The 20,627-nt window shown below is 69.4% G+C and carries 19 protein-coding genes and 1 pseudogene; 9 read left to right on the top strand and 11 right to left on the bottom strand.

All coding sequences use genetic code 11. The features are described from left to right. Positions 1-20: 20 nt before the first annotated feature. Complete coding sequence (locus EXE42_RS06795) at positions 21-965, top strand: DUF368 domain-containing protein (RefSeq protein ID WP_137706165.1); 945 nt, start codon at positions 21-23, stop codon at positions 963-965. A gap of 61 nt (positions 966-1,026) precedes the next feature. Here the strand turns inward: EXE42_RS06795 and EXE42_RS06790 are convergent, their stop codons facing one another. Then, positions 1,027-1,320 (bottom strand): DUF433 domain-containing protein, encoded by a 294-nt coding sequence (locus EXE42_RS06790; RefSeq protein WP_241988345.1) that lies wholly within the window; start codon positions 1,318-1,320, stop codon positions 1,027-1,029. Between the two features lie 410 nt (positions 1,321-1,730). On the opposite strand from EXE42_RS06790, the gene EXE42_RS06785 reads away from it, so the two are divergent. From EXE42_RS06785 to EXE42_RS06765, 5 genes and pseudogenes are all read left to right on the top strand, one after another. Beyond that, positions 1,731-3,074, top strand: coding sequence for an RNA-guided endonuclease TnpB family protein (locus EXE42_RS06785; protein WP_092921863.1), 1,344 nt, complete (start codon positions 1,731-1,733; stop codon positions 3,072-3,074). 36 nt (positions 3,075-3,110) lie between these two features. Continuing rightward, positions 3,111-3,341, top strand: a pseudogene (locus EXE42_RS06780) (thioredoxin family protein); the annotation flags it as partial. A gap of 90 nt (positions 3,342-3,431) precedes the next feature. Beyond that, on the top strand, positions 3,432-4,127 hold the full coding sequence (locus tag EXE42_RS06775; RefSeq protein WP_092923218.1) for a hypothetical protein: 696 nt from the start codon (positions 3,432-3,434) through the stop codon (positions 4,125-4,127). 101 nt (positions 4,128-4,228) lie between these two features. Then, positions 4,229-4,645 carry a hypothetical protein gene (locus EXE42_RS06770; protein ID WP_092921861.1) on the top strand — a complete coding sequence of 139 codons (417 nt, stop codon included), beginning with the start codon at positions 4,229-4,231 and terminating at the stop codon, positions 4,643-4,645. A gap of 46 nt (positions 4,646-4,691) precedes the next feature. Then, positions 4,692-5,018, top strand: a complete 327-nt coding sequence (locus EXE42_RS06765; RefSeq protein WP_092921859.1) for a hypothetical protein — start codon at positions 4,692-4,694, stop codon at positions 5,016-5,018. Positions 5,019-5,056: 38 nt separating this feature from the next. Here the strand turns inward: EXE42_RS06765 and EXE42_RS06760 are convergent, their stop codons facing one another. The 3 genes from EXE42_RS06760 to EXE42_RS06750 all read right to left on the bottom strand — a co-directional run bounded on the left by EXE42_RS06760 (position 5,057) and on the right by EXE42_RS06750 (position 8,419). Then, complete coding sequence (locus EXE42_RS06760; RefSeq protein ID WP_092921857.1) at positions 5,057-5,371, bottom strand: PRC-barrel domain-containing protein; 315 nt, start codon at positions 5,369-5,371, stop codon at positions 5,057-5,059. A 175-nt stretch (positions 5,372-5,546) separates the two neighbouring features. Next, positions 5,547-7,844, bottom strand: a complete 2,298-nt coding sequence (locus EXE42_RS06755; protein WP_137706164.1) for an LUD domain-containing protein — start codon at positions 7,842-7,844, stop codon at positions 5,547-5,549. Further along, positions 7,841-8,419 carry an LUD domain-containing protein gene (locus tag EXE42_RS06750; RefSeq protein WP_137706163.1) on the bottom strand — a complete coding sequence of 193 codons (579 nt, stop codon included), beginning with the start codon at positions 8,417-8,419 and terminating at the stop codon, positions 7,841-7,843. Before EXE42_RS06750 ends, EXE42_RS06755 begins: the two co-directional genes overlap by 4 nt. 160 nt (positions 8,420-8,579) lie before the next feature. On the opposite strand from EXE42_RS06750, the gene EXE42_RS06745 reads away from it, so the two are divergent. Next, a complete protein-coding gene (locus tag EXE42_RS06745) occupies positions 8,580-11,687 on the top strand; it encodes an FAD-binding and (Fe-S)-binding domain-containing protein (RefSeq protein WP_137706162.1) in 3,108 nt (1,035 codons plus the stop codon). 70 nt (positions 11,688-11,757) lie between these two features. On the opposite strand, the gene EXE42_RS06740 is transcribed toward EXE42_RS06745, so the two are convergent. Together EXE42_RS06740 and EXE42_RS06735 are read right to left on the bottom strand one after the other, a co-directional pair. Continuing rightward, positions 11,758-11,967: a hypothetical protein gene (locus EXE42_RS06740; protein WP_092921851.1), complete on the bottom strand. Its 210-nt coding sequence runs from the start codon at positions 11,965-11,967 to the stop codon at positions 11,758-11,760. A gap of 21 nt (positions 11,968-11,988) precedes the next feature. Then, positions 11,989-12,984 (bottom strand): DUF5787 family protein, encoded by a 996-nt coding sequence (locus EXE42_RS06735; protein ID WP_092921849.1) that lies wholly within the window; start codon positions 12,982-12,984, stop codon positions 11,989-11,991. 310 nt (positions 12,985-13,294) lie between these two features. On the opposite strand from EXE42_RS06735, the gene EXE42_RS06730 reads away from it, so the two are divergent. After that, entirely contained in the window at positions 13,295-14,629 is a 1,335-nt protein-coding gene (locus EXE42_RS06730; RefSeq protein WP_137706161.1) for an RNA-guided endonuclease TnpB family protein, read from the top strand. 11 nt (positions 14,630-14,640) lie between these two features. On the opposite strand, the gene EXE42_RS06725 is transcribed toward EXE42_RS06730, so the two are convergent. Continuing rightward, positions 14,641-15,087 (bottom strand): bis(5'-nucleosyl)-tetraphosphatase, encoded by a 447-nt coding sequence (locus EXE42_RS06725; RefSeq protein WP_137706160.1) that lies wholly within the window; start codon positions 15,085-15,087, stop codon positions 14,641-14,643. Positions 15,088-15,260: 173 nt separating this feature from the next. On the opposite strand from EXE42_RS06725, the gene EXE42_RS06720 reads away from it, so the two are divergent. After that, positions 15,261-15,593, top strand: a complete 333-nt coding sequence (locus EXE42_RS06720; protein ID WP_092921843.1) for an uS10/mL48 family ribosomal protein — start codon at positions 15,261-15,263, stop codon at positions 15,591-15,593. Between the two features lie 91 nt (positions 15,594-15,684). Here the strand turns inward: EXE42_RS06720 and tgtA are convergent, their stop codons facing one another. From tgtA to EXE42_RS06695, 4 genes are all read right to left on the bottom strand, one after another. Next, positions 15,685-17,163: a tRNA guanosine(15) transglycosylase TgtA gene (gene tgtA, locus EXE42_RS06715; RefSeq protein WP_137706159.1), complete on the bottom strand. Its 1,479-nt coding sequence runs from the start codon at positions 17,161-17,163 to the stop codon at positions 15,685-15,687. 81 nt (positions 17,164-17,244) lie between these two features. Then, a complete protein-coding gene (locus EXE42_RS06710; protein ID WP_137706158.1) occupies positions 17,245-18,021 on the bottom strand; it encodes a Nif3-like dinuclear metal center hexameric protein in 777 nt (258 codons plus the stop codon). Positions 18,022-18,574: 553 nt separating this feature from the next. Beyond that, positions 18,575-19,915 carry a glutamyl-tRNA reductase gene (gene hemA / locus EXE42_RS06700; protein ID WP_092921837.1) on the bottom strand — a complete coding sequence of 447 codons (1,341 nt, stop codon included), beginning with the start codon at positions 19,913-19,915 and terminating at the stop codon, positions 18,575-18,577. Continuing rightward, entirely contained in the window at positions 19,912-20,625 is a 714-nt protein-coding gene (locus EXE42_RS06695) for a bifunctional precorrin-2 dehydrogenase/sirohydrochlorin ferrochelatase (protein WP_137706156.1), read from the bottom strand. Before EXE42_RS06695 ends, hemA begins: the two co-directional genes overlap by 4 nt. Positions 20,626-20,627: the final 2 nt, after the last annotated feature.

Here is a 20,627-nt window from a genome sequence, read left to right as displayed (position 1 = left end):
GCTCTGTTCCTCCAGACCAGATGGCTGACCTCCGCGAGTGGGCGACGCTGTACCTGAAGGGCGTGGCGATGGGCAGCGCCGACGCCGTGCCGGGCGTCTCCGGCGGCACCATCGCGCTGATCGTCGGGATCTACGAGCGGCTGATCGCGGCGGTCACCGCCGTCGACCCCGACCGCGCGCGCCGCGTGCTCGGCGGCGTGAGACCGGGGGGCCGCGCCGACGCGCGGGCCGCGTTCCGCGAGGTCGACGGCGTCTTCCTCCTCGTGTTGGGCACCGGAATCGGTACCGCGGTCGTGACCGTGTTGAGCGCGGTCAACCGCCTGCTCGCGACGCAGCCGGTGGCGACGTACGGCTTCTTCTTCGGGCTGATCGCGGCCAGCGCCGCGGTGCTGCTCGGCGACGTCGACTTCGCGACGCCGCGCCGGAAGGCCGCCGCGGTCGCCGGCTTCGCGCTCGCCTTCCTCGCGTCCGGCGTCGCGGCGACCGCGCTCGGCAGCCCGCTACCGGTCGTCTTCCTCGCGGGCGGCCTCGCCGTCAGCGCGATGGTGCTGCCCGGGATCTCCGGCTCGCTGCTGCTCGTCGTCCTCGGCCAGTACGAGTACATGTCCGGCGTCGTGGCCCGGTTCGTCGACGCCGCCGGCGCGCTCGCGCTCGGGAACGGCACGGACGCGCTCGTCGAGACGCTGCCGCCGGTTGCGACGTTCCTCCTCGGCGGGGTCTGCGGGCTCTTCACGATCGCGCACGCCGTCCGCTACGCGCTGTCGCGGGCGCGGGCCGCCACGCTCGCGTTCCTCGTGAGCCTCGTCGTCGGCGCGCTGCGCGCGCCGCTGGTGGAGGTGTCCGCGCGGCTGGCCGAAAGCGGCGAGTCGTGGCGCGCGGCCGCGCCGCGGTTCGCGCTGGCCGCGCTCGTCGGCGCCGGGCTCGTGGCCGTTCTGAATCGGTACTCCGCGACCATCGAATACTGACTGGAGTACAGTCACGGGAACGCAAGGATGACTTTAGAACAGTCATACCGAGGTGTCCAAGTCACGGGTCCGACAGATCCTCGGGACCGGTGACGATGTCCGGATCGTTTGCTGCGGCGTCGTGGAGATCTTGACGACGTTCCTCGACATCCCGCATCTCTTCTGGGTGATCGTGATAGTATGCCAGCGCGTGGTAGACCTCCGCGGCAGTGAGGTCGAACCGATCCGCAACCGTCTGTGCGTCGAGCCCGCGCTCTTCCACCAGCGCGTGGACGTGGCGCACGGTGATTCGTCGGTCCCGAATGTGCGGCTCGTCGTGGATCCCCGACTCGTCACCTGCGACGACGGTGTTCATCTGCCTCGACATACCGGCAGCTACCGGCGTATTTGCCTTTAGTCTTTGCCGGTATGTGGAGATTAACGACGGGTGCGACCGCATGAGTCGGATTTTGCTGGCTCGTAACATGTTCTTCAGCAACGAGGCTACCGAGGTTTGTGGCCCTAAATATCAGTAATAATAGGACTTGTGAGTTCAGCTGTGAGTAAATCCAATAACTGTTAATATATAAACACTAAGACACTACTGGATACTCAATTTTCCAATTCATCCAATCCTGCCTCTAGCACTTCGGTGTATGCCTCCGAGAGTCCCAGATTGTTCGCTTCAGCGTAGTCTTTGATTCGGCCACCAAGCGTGTGTGAAATATCTACGTTCGGGCGCATGACAAAAAGACTTTAAGACTAAAAGTATAATAAATCATCGTCGTGAAGCGTACCAACACGTTCGCAGTACGTCCGCTTTCCGAGGACGGAGAGGGGCTGCTACGGGACCTGTTGGACGCTTCCGCCGCTCTCTGGAACGAAGTCAATTATCAGCGCCTCATGCGGTACAACGACGGAGACAGGTTCAAAGGCAGCGTGTGGGACGCCGATACAGGCCATCTCGAAGGTAAGTACAAAGGCGTTCTCGGCGCGTCCACCGCTCAGCAGGTAATCCGCAAAAACAGCGAGGCGTGGCGCGGGTTTTTCCGACTCAAAGAACAATACCATGATGCTTCCAACACCTCCGTCACGGACCACCCCGAACCACCGGGATTCCGTGGCAACGAGGATGACGGTCGTCAGCTCAAGACCGTCATTCGCAACACGTCGTACACCGTCGAATGGGGCGACCGCTCGCGACTCGAAATACTGATTGGGAGCGAGCTGAAAGACAAATACGACCATACTGGGCGTCTCCGGCTCGAAATTGCCGGCGAGCCGAATTGGCCCGACTACGAGAAACAGGGTCGGTTGGACCTGTGGTACGACGAGACCGACAACACCTTCCGAGCTTCGCAGCCCGTGACTGTTTCCGACGAAACGCGGGTGACTCCACTGGCTGATGAAATGGCCGCTCTGGATATCGGTGCGAACAATCTCGTTGCCTGTACCACGACGACCGGCGAGCAGTATCTGTACGAGGGTCGCGACCTGTTCGCTCGCTTCCGGGAGACGACGCAAGAAATTGCCCGGTTACAGGCCAAACTCGAAGCGGGCCGACACAGCAGCGAGCGCATCCGACGGCTGTATCGCAAGCGCACTCGGCGCCGCGATCACGCCCAAGAAGCGTTGTGTCGCGACGTGATCGAACGGCTGTACGCCGAGGGTGTCGACACGTTGTATATCGGTGACTTGACCGGCGTGCTAGAGACGCACTGGTCTGTTGAGGCAAACGCCAAGACGCACAATTTCTGGGCGTTCAGGAAATTCGTGGACCGACTGGCCTGTACCGCCGAAGAGTACGGGATCTCGGTTGAGGTTCGGTCGGAAGCGTGGACAAGTCAGGAGTGTCCGCAGTGCGGATCGACGGATCGAACCACGCGGCATCAGGAGACGCTGACGTGTGCGTGTGGGTTCGAGGGACACGCGGACCTCGCGGCGTCGAAAACATTTCTTGAGCGGCAGATGGAGCAAGAAGTCAGGCCGATGGCACGGCCCGTGCGATTCGAGTGGGACGACCACGAGTGGTCGGGGACACCACACCCTCACGACAGTCCCAAAGAAGCGCGCACAGACCGGAGTACCGTCGACAGTGACGGAAAAATTGCCTCCGGGGAGACGGCATAGCCAATATCCCACGGGAGGAATCCCACGGCTTCAGTCGTGGGAAGATGTCAAGACGCAGTGTGTACCCCCGACCCGTTCCTCTTCGGCCGCGAGGCCGGGACGTGGCGACTCCAGTATCACGGCCGGCTCGACGACGCGCTCAACCCCGACGACGAGCCGACGGAGTTCTACATCCGGGATGCGGTCGACGCCGTCCTCGCGGGCGAGGACGGCGAAATTCCGGACCGGCCCTCCCGGGGCTGTTCGATCAAATGGCCGGAGGCCTGAGTCGCCCCCGCTGCGATCACCGGTAACACCGGATCGGCGTTCCGCCGGAGACGACTTAACAAGCGTCCGGGCCGAACGGGTAGTATGGGAATGAAAGGCGGCGAGCCGGACCTCCACGAGATCGATCGCTACGACGGCGGCGTCGGCTGGATCGCGTACCCCGACGAGACGATGGAGCGCGCGAGCCACGCGTTCGCGGTCCACAACGACGAGACGGGCGCGGACGACGTGTGGGTGGTCGACCCGGTCGACGCGCCCGGGGTCGACGAGCTCCTCGACGAGCTCGGCGACGTGGCCGGCGTCGTGGTCGGGCTTGACCGCCACGTGCGCGACAGCGGCGAACTCGCCGCGCGCCACGACGCTCCCGTGTACGCCCCCGAGCGGATGACGGGCGTCGCAGAGGAGCTCGGTCCGGACGTCGAAATCGAGCGGTTCGGCTCGCGGCTCGCGGACACCGGCTTCGAGGCGATCCGGATCCGCGACTCCTCGCTGCCGCCGTGGCAGGAGGTCGGGCTCTTCGACGGGGAGACGCTGATCGTCCCCGAGTCGCTCGGCACGGGGTCGTACTTCCGCGGCGACCGCGAGCGGCTCGGCGTCCACCCGATGCTCCGGCTCACGCCGCCGACGGCCCCCCTCTCCGGGCTCGACCCCGAACGCGTCCTCGTGGGCCACGGCGTCGGCGTCCACGAGCGCGCGGCCGTCGCGCTCGAGGACGCGCTCTCCGGCTCGCGGTCGAAGGCCCCCGGCCTGTACGCGAAGACCCTCAAGTCGGCGCTGCCGTTCTGAGCGCGGAGAGCGGCCGGAGGGCGGCCGGAGAGCGGCGCCGGACGCGTCGACCGCATCGTGCGTGACCTTTTGCCAGTGCGTCCCGTACCGACGGCCGACCAGTGATCTACGTCACCCGCGACCTGTTGACGGTGCTCCGCGAGCGCGCGGCGAGCGAGGACCCCGACGAGGTGAACGTCCGGCTCTCGTCGACGCCGGCCGGCGAGTTCGAGACGGACCTCGGGCTCGACCCGGCGACGCCGGTGGTGACCCACTTCACGCTCCCGTCCGTGGGCGGCTCGGTCAGCTCCGTGTTCGGCGTCGACCTCGGCACGCCGGCGGGCGAGGGCGGCGCGCGATTCGTCTCGCATCCGGACGGCTTCCTCGGGATTTCCCGCACCGACGACCTCGCGGGCGTGGTGATCGTCGCGGTGCCGCCGTACGACGCCGACTCGGTCGCCGCCTTCGACCGGTCCGGGGACGGGGTCGAGCTCGCCGTCGTCGACGCGGCCCCGCCGACGGAGTCCGTGCCCGAGTGAGCCGAGAGCAGGGGTTTCAAGCCGTCGGAGGAAATATCCGGTCGCAATGGCAGCACGGCCACCCGGCGGCGGTGATACCGCCGAGCCCGAGGCGATCGAATTCGGCATCGCGGCGCTCGACGCCCGGCTCGACGAGGCGGACGTGTCGTTTCCCGCGACGGCCGCGGAGATACGCGACGCGCTCGGTGACCCGGAGATCCCCTACGACGCGCAGGGGCGCTCGCTCGCGCTCTCGGACGCTCTCGACCGCGTGCCGCAGCGGGAGTTCGAAAACGAGACGGCGTTTCTCAACGCCCTCTATCCGGTGTTCGACGAGGCGCGCCGCGAGGAACGGGGCGTGATCGCGAGCCTCCGGGACGCGTTACCCTTCTGAGCCGGTACCGCGTCGCGGCGTCGGCGGGCGGAACCCCGCTATCGCGACTCGGAGCGGGCCTCGATCTCGTTCGCCTCCTCGTCGGATTCGCCGGCGTCGTACCGCTCGATGACGTCGTTGATCAGGACCACGTCCCCGACGGCGCGGACCCAGCGGTACGGGACGACGACGCCGGTCGAGCCGCCCACCTGTCCGGCGAACAGCTCGCGGTTGAGTTCGGCCAGCGCGAGTCCGGTCACGGCGCGGGCGTCCAGATCGAGCTGGATGTCTTCGACTTCGCCGACGAAGACGCCGTTGCTCGAGTACACCTCGCGACCGACGAGCGACGTGATCTCTTCGGGGGCTGCGTTCATACACGATACGGTCACGAGCGCGCCTATTAAGCGTTCGTTGTCGAACGACGCGCGTCGGACGCCGACGGGGGTCAGCGCGGCGGACGCCGGCGGGGGGTCAACGCGGCGAGGGTCAGCGCGGCGGACGCCGGCGGACCCCGCGACCGACGCCCCCTCCCGCGCGCCGCGGGCCGGGCTATTCCCGCGGCGCGACGACTTCGATCGGGTGCATCGGGGACGCGTCCAGCAGGGCGTCGAGCTGCTCGGTACAGGACGTGCCGGGCGCGACGACGGTGCGGTCGGTGTCGCCGAACTGCTCACGGAGCGGCTCGCCGACGTCCACGCTCAGCTCGTAGTAGTCGGTCTTGTAGCCGAACGAGCCCGCCATCCCGCAACACTCGGTGTCGGAGACGCGAACGTCGTATCCGAGCCGCTCGAAGACCGCGGTCGCGTACTCGCCGACCTCGACCGTGCGGGCCTGGCAGTGCGGGTGATACGCGATCCGCTTTCCCGACGCGACCGGTCCGGTTCCCTCGCTCGGCGCGCGCAGCGCCGCCGGGTCGCCGCCGCTTTCCAGCAGACCGAACACGTACTCCATCGCGTCGTAGCTCGCGTCGGCGAGCCGCTCGTGAGATCCGTCCGGGAGGAACCGCTCGTACTCGCGCCGGAACGTCGCGAGGTCGCTCGGTTCGATCGCGACCACGTCGCGGCCGGCGTCGACGTGTGGCGCCAGTCCCGCGTAGAGGTCCTCGGCCGCCGATTCGGCGGTCGCGATCATCCCCTGCGAGAGGGGCGGGCGCCCGCTACCGGGGAGGTCCGGAACCCGAACGTGAACGCCGAGCGCCTCCAGGGCGCGCACGGTCGCCTTCCCGCGCTCGACGTCGACGTAGTTCGTGGCGGTGTCGGGGTAGACGACCGCCTCGCGCGTCGCCTCGTCGGCCGGGACCGCGGGCCCGCCTCGGGCGTCGAACCACTCGACGAACGACTCGCGGGCGAACTCGGGGAGGTCGCGGCGGCGGTCGATCCCGGCCACCCGCTCGGCCAGCGCGCGCACCGGCCCGGCGTTCGCGAGGCGGTTGGCGACCGGCGCGGTCCTGTGCCCCCACTTCGCGAGCGTCGCGTAGTTGCCCACGAGCCGCGTGCCGAGGTCGAGGCCGCCGGGCTCCTCGTCGGGGACCAACTCCTCGAACGCCCAGTCGAGCTGGCTCGGGTCGGCCTCGCCGCGGTTGATCCGGTCGCGGACCGCGGTGTTGATCCACGGGATGTCGATGCCGACCGGGCAGGCCGGCACGCAGCGCGAGCAGCCGGTACAGAGGTCGTTGAACTCGGCGGCCGTGTCGAGTCCCTCGATCCCCGCCTCCCAGCCCGTGGCGATCCCGCCGGAGTACGTCTCGCCGCCGAACGCGTGGCCGCCGACGCTCTGGAAGTTCCCGCAGGCGTTCGAGCAGGCCGAACACCGGATACAGTACAGCGTCTCCCGCAGCGTCTCGTCGTCGCGCATCGCCATGCGCCCGTTGTCGATAAGCACGAGGTGGAAGTCGCGGTCGGCGCCGGGGCCGTCGGGGTCGACGGCGAGGGGCGTCTCGTCGGCCGCGAAGTCCGGCACCGGCGAGTCGACCGGGGGCGTGAGCGTCGAGATGTACGAGGTCACGTCCTGTCCCGTCCCCGAGCGACCGATCAGCTCGACGAACGGGGAGAACTCCTCGACCGTCGGGACGAGCTTCTCGACGCCCGCGACCGCGACGTGGGTGTCGGTCGCGGTCACCGTCTTGCGGGCGTTCCCCTCGCTGGTGACCAGTAACATCGTCCCCGAATCGGCCGCGACGAAGTTCGCGCCGGTCATCCCGAGGTCGGCGCCCTCGATCAGCTCGCCGAGCCGCTCGCGGGCGAACATGGTGAGCTCCTCGGCGGTCTCTGGCGGGTCCTCCGGGTCGAACCGCTCCGCGAACAGCTCCGCGATCCCCTCACGCGACTTGTGGATCGCCGGCGCGACGATGTGGGAGGGCTCCTCGTCGGCCAGCTGGAGCACCCACTCGCCGAGGTCGGTCTCGACGACCTCGACGCCGTCCGCTTCGAGCGCGTCGTTCACCTCGATCTCCTCGGAGGTCATCGACTTCGATTTCACCGCGCGCTCGGCGCCGCGCTCGGCCGCGACCTCGCGGACGTACCGGTTCGCGTCGGCCGCGTCGTCCGCGAGGTAGACGGTCCCGCCGTTCGCCTCGACCGCCTCCGTCACCTCGTCGATGAGCTCCGGGAGCCGCTCGATCGCGTCCTCCTTGATGGCGCGCGCCTCGGCTTTCAGCGCCTCGTAGCCGTCGAGGCGCCCCGTCGACCCGTAGCGCCCCTCGTTGAAGCCGCGGGTGTTCTCTGCGACCGCGTCGCCCTCGGTCGCCAGCAGCTCGCGGATCCGCTCGGCCTTCGTCTCGCGGTCGGGATTGCCCGCCGGTTCGGTCGCCGCCGCCTCCTCGGCGCCGGTCTCGGCGTCGCTACTCATTGGCCGTCCTCCGCGTCGACAGCGGCGTCCGAGCCGTCCGCCGCGTCTTCGTCCCGCAACAGCACCACGTGGACCTCCTTCGGCCCGTGCGCGCCGTGGACCAGCCCGCCCATGTCCGCGGTCGCGCTCGGGCCGGTCGCGAACACCACGTCGACCGAGTCGTCGCGCGCCCGCGGGCCGAGCCAGTCGAAGGCGTCGGGCATGTCCGGGACGAGGTCGGCCTCGCGGAGCACGACGACGTGGCGGTCGACGAAGAGGCCCACCGGCTCCGTCCCGTCCGGGTCCGCCTCCAGCGCGACGCTCCCGTACGCGGCGACGCCGAGCGAGGCCGCGGTGACGCCGGTGTGGGCCCCGCGTAAGTCGGCCGTCGTGGGGTCGGTCTCGATCCGGTCCGGAAGGCCGGCCGGCGAGTCCGCGAACGCGTCCGGGCCGGAACGGTTCAGCGGTACCCCGACCGCCGGCTCGCCCGCGGCCGCGTCGATCATGGCCGCGCACTCCGACGGCGGTCCCGCGGAGACCGAGACGCCGAGGTCGTCGAGTCGACGGGTGAACGTCGACGCGTCTGCGAGCGTCATGATCGTTCCTTCGACGGCCGGCATATGGGTGTTGGGGCCGTTCTCGGCGCGCAGAACCGTGGCGGTGTGACGGTTCCGGTTCGGCCCCGCTCGGGCGATCGGATTCCCGCGAGGGGCGAGCGGCAGGAGCTTTTTCATCGCTCGACCGCGAGGGAGTCGCATGGCGACCAACACCCCGAGCCCGGACCCGACGGACGGCGGGGACTTCGACTACACCGGCGGCGAGGTGGAGCGACCGGACCTCGTCGACGCGCTCGACCGCCGCGTCGACGGGGACGTGCGGTTCGACGACTACTCGAAGCGGCTGTACGCGACCGACGCCTCCGCGTACGAGGTGACGCCGATCGGCGTCGTGATCCCGGAGTCGGCCGCGGACGTCGCGGCCGTCCACGAGTACTGCTTCGCCGAGGGGATCCCCGTCCTGCCGCGAGGCGGCGGGACCTCGCTCGCGGGACAGACCGTCAACGAGGCGGTCGTCCTGGATCTGACCGGCGAGATGGACGAGGTGGTGTCGGCCGATCCCGGCACGAAGACGGCCCGCGTCCAGGCCGGCGCGTACGTGGGCGACCTCAACGCCGCAGTCGAGGGCGACGGGCTGAAGTTCGCGCCCGACCCGGCGTGGCGCGACAAGTCCGCGGTCGGCGGCGCGATCGGGAACAACTCCACCGGCTCGCACTCGCTGAAGTACGGGAAGACCGACCACTACGTCGAGGAACTGGAGGTCGTCCTCGCGGACGGCACCGTGGCGACGTTCGGCGAGGTCGCGGTCGAGGATCTGCGTGAGTCGGCGGACCCCGACGCCGACGACCTGCTGCCCCGAATCCACGCCGAGGTCGTCCGAATCCTCGACGAGGAGGCCGACCGGATCGACGAGCGGTTCCCGGAACTGAAGCGGAACGTCTCCGGCTACAACCTCGACCGCCTGCTCGCCGAACATCGCGGCGAGTACGGCGAGGAAGGCGTCGTCAACCTCGCCCGCCTCATGGCCGGCAGCGAGGGGACGCTCGCGACCGTCACCGAGGCGACCGTCTCGCTCGTCGAGATCCCCGAGACGAAGGCGGTCGCGCTGCTCACCTACGACGACCTGCTCGACGCGATGGAGGACGTGGCGGCGTGCCTCGAGCACGACCCCGCCGCCGTCGAGGTGATGGACGACGTGCTGCTGGGCCTGGCGGCCGACACGCCGGAGTTCGAAGACGTCGTCGGGACGCTCCCCGACGGCACCGACTCCGTCCTCCTCGTCGAGTTCTACGCCGACAGCGACGCCGAGGGGAAACGGAAGGTCGCGGACCTGATCGCGGATCGAGTCGGCGCTGTCGACGAGGAGGCGGACGGGGAGGCGGGCGCCCTCGACGGGGAGGCGGGCGCCGTTGACACCGCGGTCGACCCGAGCGCGGGCGCCGCGGAGACGACGAGCCACCCCCGTCGGGCGGTCCACGCGATGGAGGCGCACGACCCCGAGAAGCGCGACCGGTTCTGGAAGATGCGCAAGGCGGGCCTGCCGATCCTCCTCTCGCGGACCACCGACGAGAAGCACATCTCCTTCATCGAGGACTGCGCCATCCCGCCGGAACACCTCCCCGAGTACACCCGCGAGTTCCAGGAGATCCTCGACGACAACGACACCTTCGCCACCTTCTACGCGCACGCCGGACCAGGCGTCCTCCACGTCCGCCCGCTGATCAACACGAAGGACGTCGACGACGTCGAGGCGATGCTCGACATCGCGGACCGCGTCACCGACGCGGTGGTCCGGCTCGGCGGGTCGGTCTCGGGCGAACACGGCGACGGCCGCGCGCGCACCCAGTGGAACCGCAAGCTGTACGGCGACGACCTCTGGGAGGCGTTCCGCGAGTTGAAGACCGCGTTCGACCCAGACTGGCTGCTCAACCCCGGCAACGTCTGCGGGGAGTTCGACATGCGCGAGAACCTCCGGTTCGACGCCGACTACGAGCACGACGCCGGCTTCGATCCGGCGATGGAGTGGGCCGTCGACAACGGAATGCAGGGGATGGTCGAACTCTGCCATGGCTGCGGCGGCTGTCGAGGACCCCAAGAGACGACCGGGGGCGTGATGTGTCCGACCTACCGCGCCGCCGACGAGGAGATCCAGTCGACGCGCGGCCGGGCGAACGCCCTCCGCGGCGCCATGAGCGGCGAACTCCCCGCCGATCCGACCGACGACGAGTTCGTCACCGAGGTGATGGACCTCTGTGTCGGCTGCAAGGGCTGTAAGGTCGACTGCCCGAGCGGCGTCGACATGGCGAAGCTGAAGGCGGAGGTCGAACACGCCCACCACGAGGAACACGGTGTCGACCTCCGGACGCGGCTGCTCGGCCGCTTCGAGTCGCTCGCGCCGCTCGCGTCGCGGTTCGCGCCGCTCTCGAACCTCCCGAACAAACTCCCCGGGAGCGGGCTCATCGCGGAGAAGGCGCTCGGTATCGCGAGGGAGCGAGACCTCCCCGCCTTCCGCTCGGAGACGCTCGTCGACTGGTTCGAGGCGCGCGGCGGCGCCGGCGTCCCGCGCGACGAGGCCGCCCGCGACGTGCTCCTCTTCCCCGACGTGTACACCACCTACACCAACCCCGGCGCGGGGAAGGCCGCGGTGCGCGTGCTGGAGGCCGCCGACTGCCACGTGGAAATTCCGGACGTGGACGGCAGCGGGCGCCCACCGCACTCGAAGGGGATGCTCGACGTCTCACGCGCGACCGCCGAGTCCGCCGTCGAGACGCTCGCGCCGGACGTCCGCGACGGCTGGGACGTGGTGGTCGTCGAGCCCTCTGACGCCGTCATGCTTCAGTCGGACTACCACGACCTGCTCGACGGCGGCGCCAGCGACGTGCCCGACGCCGACGTGGCCGCCGTCTCCGAGAGCGCCTACGGCGTCATGGAGTACGTCGACGCCCGTCGGCTCGACGAGGATATCGACCTCGACGCGCCCACGGAGTCGCTCACCTACCACGGCCACTGCCACCAGAAGGCGACGAAGAAGGACCACCACGCCGTCGGTGTCCTTCGGCGCGCCGGCTACGGCGTCGACCCGCTCGACTCCTCGTGTTGCGGGATGGCCGGCTCGTTCGGATACGAGGCCGAACACTACTCGATGAGCAAGGCCATCGGGGAGACCCTGTTCGAGCAGGTCCTGGCCAGCGACGGCGACGAACTCGTCGCGCCCGGCACCTCCTGCCGGACGCAGCTGGAGGAGGGGCCGGGCGAGGTGCCGGAGCCGACGCACCCGATCGAGAAGCTGGCGGCCGCGCTGGCGTAGGGGGCGACCGCGCTGGCGTTGGGGGTGGTTACGGGGCGGCCGCGGACGGCTCGGTCGACGCCGCCGAGCCTCACTCCGCGTTCGACCGAACGTTCGCTCCGACGAGGGCGATCAGGTACGAGAAGGCCGGGAACGTCACCGCGACCACGGCGAGGAACGCCGGTTCGAGCCCGGCGGGGTCGTCGGAGAGCCAGCCGGTGTACTGGAGGACGGCCAGCGTGAGGACCACGAACGCCGTGTTGATCGCGTACTCGGAGAGCGGGGGGGTGGGGAACCGCATACGACCGGCTGGTACCGCCGCTCACTCAACGGTTTCGACCCGATCGCGTTCGCGGTCCCGCCGCCGGGCCAACACGCGTGTGAACCCCTTCCCGGGGCCGCCCTCGATCGGCCACCCGTTCGTCCGCCACCCCGGCGGCTCCGGTGAGAACTCCGGACAGGATCCCGAACACTCCCGGGCGGTCGGGAGCGTCCCCTTCGCCGCGCAGTGCGGGACGAGCGCGCCCCCCTCGCGCCGGAGTTCGAAATGCCGGCAGTCGGGGCGCATCGTGTCGTGGTACGAGCGCCACCCCTTCCCGTAGGCGCGCTCGGCGATCTCCAGCCGCAGCGTCTCGGTCTCGGGACTCCGGGCCTCGCCTTCCGCGGGCGCCAGGTCGCTCGGATGCCACGCCACGTCGGCCGCGTCGGCGTCGACGCCCGCGGAGAAGTCGGTCGCGAGGATCCCGGCCTCGACCGGCAGCTCGCGGAGGAGGGCGGGTTCGACGCGCTCACCGGTCGTCTCGGTCGCCAGCCACGCCTCGTCGGCGAGCGCGGTCTCGACGTCGTGGGCGAGCTGGTCGACGAGCCTGTCGGCCGCCGAGCGGTCCAGGTCCGGCTTGTTCTCGACCGCGACGATCCGCTCGACCCAGTCCGGGTACGGTCGCTTCCGGCGGATCTGGATCCGATTCCCGTCGCGGCGCTTCGCTATCAGGTCCCGGCCCGCGGCGCGGTGGACCGCCTGCCGGACGTAGCGCCACGGATAGCCGGGATCGGGCAGCGCGTCGCGGTAGAACGCCCACTCGGCTGGTGCCCCCCGGACGACGTGGAGGAGGTCCGAGTCGAGAGTCCGATCGCCGAACTCGCGGCGCCGCGCGAACGCCGCCGGGTCGACCTCGATCACGACCGTGTCCCAGCGGCGCGCCTCGGTGCCGAGCTGGCGGGCGACGATCGCCGGCCGCGGCCCCTCGCTCGGGTGCCACGCCAGCTCGGCGTACCGGCAGACCAGCAGTTCGTAGCCGAACTCGGCGTCGGGCGTCACTGGTCGAACGGTCGGCGGGTACGGACAAAAGGAAATCGCTCGGGGCGCGGGCGTCGATCGGTCGCGGTGCGCCCCCGCGTCCCGATCAGCGTAATTCAAGCTGGAGCCCCCGACCTCGAGTCGTGCGGGACCGTAGGTCCCGCTGACCATCCGAACGGGCCTGCGGCCCGTGAGGAGAGAGCGACCGAAGGGAGCGAGTAGGTCGGGGAGGAAACCGACATGATACCGTCATTACCACGTTCTACACGTGGCTAACTCTCCTCCAAAAACAGTACTATAATGAATACTTAGCGTAACATCTGAATTACGGATAGAGGTACGTCGCACGGTCCCCGTCAAACTCGACGTGGCCGACGGCGACGCCGCCCTCCTCCACGAAACCATCTCCGAGTTCCTGTGGGCCGCCAACTACGTCGTTGACCACGCCTGGCGAGGTGAGTACAAGACGACGAGCAAAGCCCAACTCCAGCGTGAAACCTACGACGACGTGCGGGCCGAAACGAGGCTCCAAGCGAATCTCGTCCAGAACGCTCGCAACAAGGCCGCCGACGCCGTCCAGAGCGTTGTCGCACGCTGGAAACAGGGTGACTACGCGGGAAAGCCGCGCTTCTCCGCCCCGACGCTCGTCTACGACATGCGATGTGCGACGTTCAACGACGACCACGCGACGCTTTCGACCGTCGAGGGACGTATCACCGCCAGATATGTTCTCCCCGACGAGGATCGCGAGACGCCTCATTCGGAGTATCTGTTCAACGACGACTACGAGGTGACGGGCGCAGAACTACACTACCGCGACGGCGAGTTCTACCTTCACGTCCGCACAAAGGCGGACGCGGAGTTCGAGACTGCCGACGACGGCAACGACGGGCACAACACAGTCCTCGGCGTTGACCTCGGCATCGAAAACGTCGCCGTCACGTCAACAGGCACGTTCTGGAACGGGGCAGAGCTGAACCATTGGCGCCGCGAGTTCGAGAAGCGACGCGGGTCGCTTCAACAGCTCGGGACGCGGGCCGCTCACGAGACCATCCAGTCAGTTGGACGCACCGAGACCGGACGCTACGACCACTTTTTACACACTGTCTCGAAAGAACTCGTCGCGGAAGCCCTCGAATACGACTGTGACGTGATCGCGTTCGAGAACCTGACCGGAATTCGTGAGCGGATGGCGAACGCCAAGAAGTTCCACGCGTGGGCGTTCCGACGCCTGTTCGAGTACGTCGAGTACAAAGCCGAGGTGGTCGGCATCTCGGTTGAACAGGTGAGTCCTGCGTACACGAGCCAGCGATGTTCCAAGTGCGGGACGACACTCCGAGAGAACCGCGAGACACAAGCGCGGTTCTGCTGCCAGAAGTGCGGTTACGAAGTGAACGCCGACTACAATGCGGCGAAGAATATCGGTCTGAAGCATCTCCGCTCGGCGCAAACGTCGTCGGGCGGAGGCGCACCCGTAAACGTGCGCTTGAATCGCGTGACGTTGAACGTGAACGGCGATTACGAGCCTGCCAGCGATGGCCAGAACAGGAGTCCACGCGAAAGCCCTACCCTCAACGAAGTCGTTCGAGAGACGCGCCGCGTCTCTCGTGATGACGAGACGGCGGAGCCGTCTCGAACCACGAACGGCAGCGCCGTGAGCGAGTAGGGTAGGGTAGTTTACACGTACTTTCCGTTCTCCTCGTCTTTCCGCTCGTCGAGGTAGTCGTGGGCGTCTTCCAGGATCTCGCGCGGCCCGTCCTGGGTGATCGTGTTGAGCGCCTGATCGTAGTCGCGCCACTGGAGGTCGCGGTGCTCCTTCGAGAGCTCCGCGCTCGCCTCGAACGAGCGCGCGATGAACAGGTGGACCGTCTTGTGGATGGTCTTCCCGTTCGCCTCGAACACGTAGTCGTACTCCCTGCGGAACCCGTCGATCAGCCGGAAATCCTCGATCCCGGCCTCCTCGCCGACTTCTCGTATCGCCGTCTGCTGGAGCTCCTCGTCCCCCTCGACCCCGCCTTTGGGGAACTCCCAGTCCCCCGGTCGGCTCTTCAGGAGCAAGTACTCCCGTTCGCCGCGGGTATCGCGGAAGAGGATGGCTCCGGCACTGGTCGCTTCGACCGTCATTGGCCGCAGGTAAGCGATCACCCCTAAAGAGCGTGTCGGACTTCCGAACAGAGACGAGCGACTCGGCTGCGTCGACCGGTCTCCGAGGGGGATTCGCGGAGCGGGCGGCCGCCCCGACGACGGGTAGATGCGTTTTTACCGCTCGGGCGGCCATTGGCGCACGACCCCCAGCCATGACCTTCGTCACGAAACTCGACTTCGCGTCCGGCGACCGCGACGTGCTCGCCGAGACCGTTCAGGAACTCAAGGAGACCCTCGAACGCAAGGGCGCCGAGTGTAAGGGCCCCCACGCGAGCCCCTCGGAGAACGTCACCGTCCCGCTGTACAAGAACCTCGCGCCCGGCGACGAGTTCTCGCCGTGGCGCTACGACGTGTACCGACGTTCGATGGAGATCCACGGCGCCGACGACATCGCGCGCGACGTCGTCGGGCGCGACTTCCCCGACTCGATCCACGTCGAGGTCGAGGTCGACCAGAAGAAGCCGCTCGGGCACCGACGCGACTGACGCGGTCTCCCCCGAAGCGAGGTCGACCGGGTCACGGCTACGGTTTTTCGCGGCACGCGACGCACCGTCCGACCGGGGAGCAGCGTCTCCGTCAGCCGAGCGTCCGAAGGTTCTCCGTCTCGACGCGGTCCGGGATCCGGTCGAGCGCGCGCTCGCACCACGCGTCGTGACCGAGCGTAAGCGCCGTCTCGGGGTTGGCCGCCGCCAGCGCGCCGACGCCCGCCGCGGCCGCGACCTGGGCCGCGTCGTCGGTCCGCTCGGGTACCTCGGCGGTGAGCGGGTACGTCTCCGAGAGGGCGGGCGGGTACGGGCCGAACGGCGGTTTCACGCGCCACACCGCGTCGTAGTCGTGGTCCGATGGCGCCTTCGACTCGGTGAGGAGGAGGCGCTCGGGCGCCGCCAACCGGGCGAGTCGGTCCCGGTGTCGCGCCACTTCGGGCCGACGGGCCGCCTCGTGTGAGGTGTAGAAGAACGCGTCCTTCGACCCGGGGTCGGTGCGCTCCAGTTCGTCGGCGTGGTCGAGCAGCGCGCGGTAGCCGTCGAGCATCGCCGGGTGGCCGCGGGCGCGGCGGTCGACCAGTTCGAGCAGGGTTCCGGACCGGATCGCCTGCTTCACGCGGCGCAGCTCCTCGAAGGTGACGTGGAGGTTGTGCTCCGCGAGCAGCCGCTCCGTCTCGCCGTCGTCGAACCCGCGGAGGTCGGCCGGCGTGTGATCCGTACACACCGGACACGAGCAGGGGAGGTAGTCCAGGGCTTCGAGGTGCTCCGTCCCCGAGACGGTGAGGTAGCGGCCGTCGCGCGCCATCAGCGCGTAGGCGGCCGAGTCGAACAGGTCGCAGCCGGCCGCCACGGCGAGCGCGAGCATCATCGGGTGGCCGGCGCCGAACAGATGGACCGGAACTCCCGGGCCGAGACCGCGCTTGGCCGCGCGCACGGCCTCGACCACCTCGGCGTAGCGGTAGGAGTTCAGGAGGGGGACCATCGCGCCGACGGGGAACACGTCGAGGTCGGTCGCGGCCGCGTGCCGCCCCGCCTCCTCGCGGAGGTCGGCGTACGTCGCACCCTGAACGGGCGCGTTGACGAGCATCTCGCCGGTCTCCGCGGACTCCGCGTCCGCGAGCGCCTGCTTCGTCGTCGCCAGCTCCCGCTCCGCTCGCTCGCGGTCGGCGTCGGGCGGCGTGGGCACGTCGACGGGCGTCGCGACGTCGCTGCCGATCTTCCGCTGGAACTCGATGATCTCTTCGGTCGTCACGTCGATGTCGCCGTACTCGGCCAGCTGGAATGAGCCGGAGTCGGTCATGATCGCGCCGTCGAAGCCGAGGAACTCGTGGAGCCCCCGATCGAGCACCCGGTCGCGGATGCGGTCCGTGCTGCGGATGATGTAGGAGTTGGTAATAAGCATCTCCGCGCCGAACTCCCCGCGGAGCCGCTCGGGCTCTACCGTGAGCACGTTGGGGTTGACCACGGGCAGGAGCGCCGGCGTCTCGACCGTGACGTCGGCGCGCGGGACCTCCAGCCGGCCGATCCGGCCGGCCGCGTCGTGGTCCCGGATCTCGAAGTGATCGCGCATACTCCGACTGCGCGGACGCGAGCGGTAAGGGTTGCGTTCGGCGGCGAGCGCGCCGCCGGCGCGGTCGCCTCGACGGTCGACCTACAGTCCGGTCGGGTGCGGGAGGTACGTCGTCTCGACGCCCCAGTCGGCGGTCAGCGACTCCAGCGCGCGGACGCCGAACGTCTCCGTGGCGTAGTGGCCGGCGAGGAACACCGTGATTCCGGCTTCCCGCGCGTCGTGGTAGACCTGCTGTTTCCCCTCGCCGGTGACCAGCGCGTCCGCGTCGCCCGCGACCGCCTCGTCGAGCCAGTCGACCCCGGTGCCGGTGACGACCGCGACGCGCTCGATCTCGTCGGGACCGAAGTCGAGCACTCGGGTCGGCGACGCTTCGCCGTCGGGCTGGCCCTCGAACCCGTCGAGCGTCTCGCGGATCGCGGCCGCCGACCGCGGCTCGCCCGTCTCGCCGATCGTCCCGACCGTGGCCGGGCCCATCTCGCCGAACGGCTCCCGCTCGCTCAGGCCGATCTCCTCGGCGACACCCGCCGCGTTGCCCAGCTCCTGGTGCCCGTCGAGCGGGAGGTGTGAGACGTACAGCGCGATATCGTGCTCGACGAGCGCGGCGATCCGGTCGTGGGTTCGGCCCGTGACGCGCTCGATGCCGCCCCACGAGAGCCCGTGGTGGACGACGAGGACGTCCGCGTCGGCGTCCGCGGCGGCTTCGATCGTCGCCCGCGCGGCGTCGACCGCGAACGCGACGCGCTCGACCTCGGCGTCGTCCGGCCCCACCTGTAACCCGTTCGCGCTCGCGTCGACGTCGGCGTACGCGGCCGTGTCGAGCCGGTCGTCGAGCTGGTCGACGTACTCGGAGAGCTTCATACCGACCCGTGGACCGGCCGGGGAATAAAGCGCGGCGGTCCGTCGGAAAGGAGGCGGGTCGCAGTCCTGGTGATCTCGAACTTCACAGATGGCCGTTTACAAGTGAACACGGCGGTGGCGCGTGCCTGCGAGCGGCCGGAGCGAAGCGGAGGCCGCGAGTCGCACGCGCGAGGTCGTCGGGCTTCGCCCGACTGCCAGAGGCGCGTCGCGCCTCGCTGTCGCCGGCGCTACGCGCCGGCTGCCAGAGAATCTTCGATTCTCGCTGGACGCGGCGACCGGAGCGAAGCGGAGGGAGCCGCGAGGCTGGGGAGCCGTGAGGCTGCGGTCGCTGTGCGGGGCGGGACTCAAAGGGGCAGTCGCGAGGCGGGCGCAGGCGAAGCAAGGACCGCAGGAGCGAACGGAGTGAGCGACGAGGACCGCAGCGAGCGTGCGCCCGCCTCGCGGCTGGGGCTTTGGAGGCGTTCACCGTGCGGGCAGCGACTTATAAGCGATCGACCGGAACTGCGGAGCCGTTCAACGTCGCTCCGCTATCAGTCTGTTACAAGTAAACGACTTAGTCGTCCAGTTCCTCGACGACGGAGTCGGGGATCGCGTCGGGGCCGCCGGCCGCGGCGTCGGTGATGTCCGCCTCTTCCGGCCCGTCGGCCTGGGACGTGAACTCGGGGTCGAACAGCTGAAGCGCCGTGCGGATCGTCTCCCAGTCGTCCTCGCCGGCGGCGTCCCGAAGCGAGCGCGTCGGCGCCGCGAGCAGCTGGCCGACGAGGGCGTCGGCCATGTCCGCGACCGTCTCGCGCTGCTCGTCGGTCAGCTCGCCCTGGGCCTCCAGCTTCGACATCGCGCGGTCGAGCTCGCGCGCCTTCACGCGGTCCGCGCCGGCGTACATCGCCGAGATGGCGTCGTCGGCGCGCTTGCGCTTGTACGCCTCCAGAACCCGGTCGAGCTCCTCGTCGATGAGAGACTCGACCCTTCGGGCCTCCTCCGCACGGCTCTCCCTCGTCCGGCGGGTGACGTCTTCGAGGTCGTCGATGTCGTAAACGGTGACGCCCTCGCGGGCGCCGGCCGCGGGGTCGACGTCGCGGGGCTGCGCGATGTCGATACAGACGAGCCGGCCGGCGTCGTCGACGTACGAGGGGTGAACGATCAGGTCGGGGCTCCCGGTCGCGGTGACGACGAGGTCGGCGTCCGGGATGACCGCGGGGAGGTCCGCCAGCGACACCGCCTCCGCGGGGGTGTTGACCTCCTCGACGACGAACTCCGCGTGCGGGACGGTGCGGTTCGCGACGACGATCCCCGAGACGGCGGTGTCGTCGAGCGTGCGGGCCGCGAGCGTCCCCATCTCGCCGGCGCCCACGACGACGGCCGTCCCGTCGGTGAGGTCGATCTCGCCGGCCGCCAGTCGGACGGCGGCGGAGCCGAGCGAGACGACGCCCTCGTTGATCTCGGTCTCCGTCCGCGCGCGCTCGCCGACGTGGAGCGCCTTCGTCACGGCGTCCTTGAGGACGGGGCCGATGCCGCCCGCGGACTTCGACTCCTCGTAGGCCTCGCGCAGCTGGCCGATGATCTGGTCCTCGCCGAGCACGAGCGACTCCAGCCCGGAGGCGACGCGCATCAGGTGTTCCAGGCTCTCCTCGTGGTCGAGGCGGCGGACTGCGCCGCCGCGGACGTCCGGCGCGAACGTCGAGAGCGCCGTCGTGCCGTCGACCGTCCGATCGGTGACGACGTACGCCTCCGAGCGGTTACACGTCTGCACCGCGAACGCCTCTTCGACCCCTTCGCGAGCGAGCAGGTCGGAGACGGTCGCGCGGACGCCGTCGCCGCCGGCGGCCTCGATCTCGTCGACGGTCGCGTCGGCGTGGGCGACGCTCACGCCGGCGATCGCACCCGTCTCTCTCATCGGTTGAGTACCTCCTCGATCACGGTGTCGGCCTCTTGCCGTCCGTTGGATCTCCCCTTTTGTAAACCCTTCCAAACCCCCCGCGACCTGACAACGCGCCGGACCGCTTCCCGACGCGTTTCGGGGGCGACGCCCTCGTCTTTCAGCTCCTCGCGGATCTCCCCCGAGAGCGCCGCCATCGCGCCGGCTCCCTCGATCTCGGCCTCGATCCGCTCGCGCAGCGCCTTGGCGAGCGCGGGGCTCGTTCCCCCCGTCGAGAGCGCCACGGTCACCGGATCGTCCTCGATCGTCGCGGGCACCACGACGCTCCCGGGGTCGCGGCCGCCCGAGACGTCGGTCCGGTTGACCAAGATCCCCCGGTCGAGCGCGGCCGCCTCCACGGCGGCGTTGACCGCGGCGTCGTCGGTCGCGGCGACCGCGAGCGCCGGGTCGAACCGATCGATCCAGTCTGTGACGGCGTCCGCGTCCGGGGCGGCGCGGACCAGTTCGACGGCCGGCCCGTCCGCGGCGTCGGCCGCCTCGCGCTCGTCTGCCTCGCGCTCGTCTGCCTCGCGCTCGTCCGCGGGCGAGCGCAGCCGCTCGTCGAACTCGGGGCTGACGACGACGACCTGCGCCGCCTCGTCGAACCCCTTCGCCTTCCGCGAGCCGACGGCGCCGCCGCCGAAGACGACCACCGTCTCGCCCGAGAGGTCGTGGTACAGCGGCGTCACGT

The organism is Halorubrum sp. SP3 (assembly GCF_005435195.1).
Lineage (GTDB): Archaea > Halobacteriota > Halobacteria > Halobacteriales > Haloferacaceae > Halorubrum > Halorubrum sodomense.
Note: the sequence above shows the minus strand (reverse complement) of the source record. Positions and strands in the feature narration are given on the sequence as shown.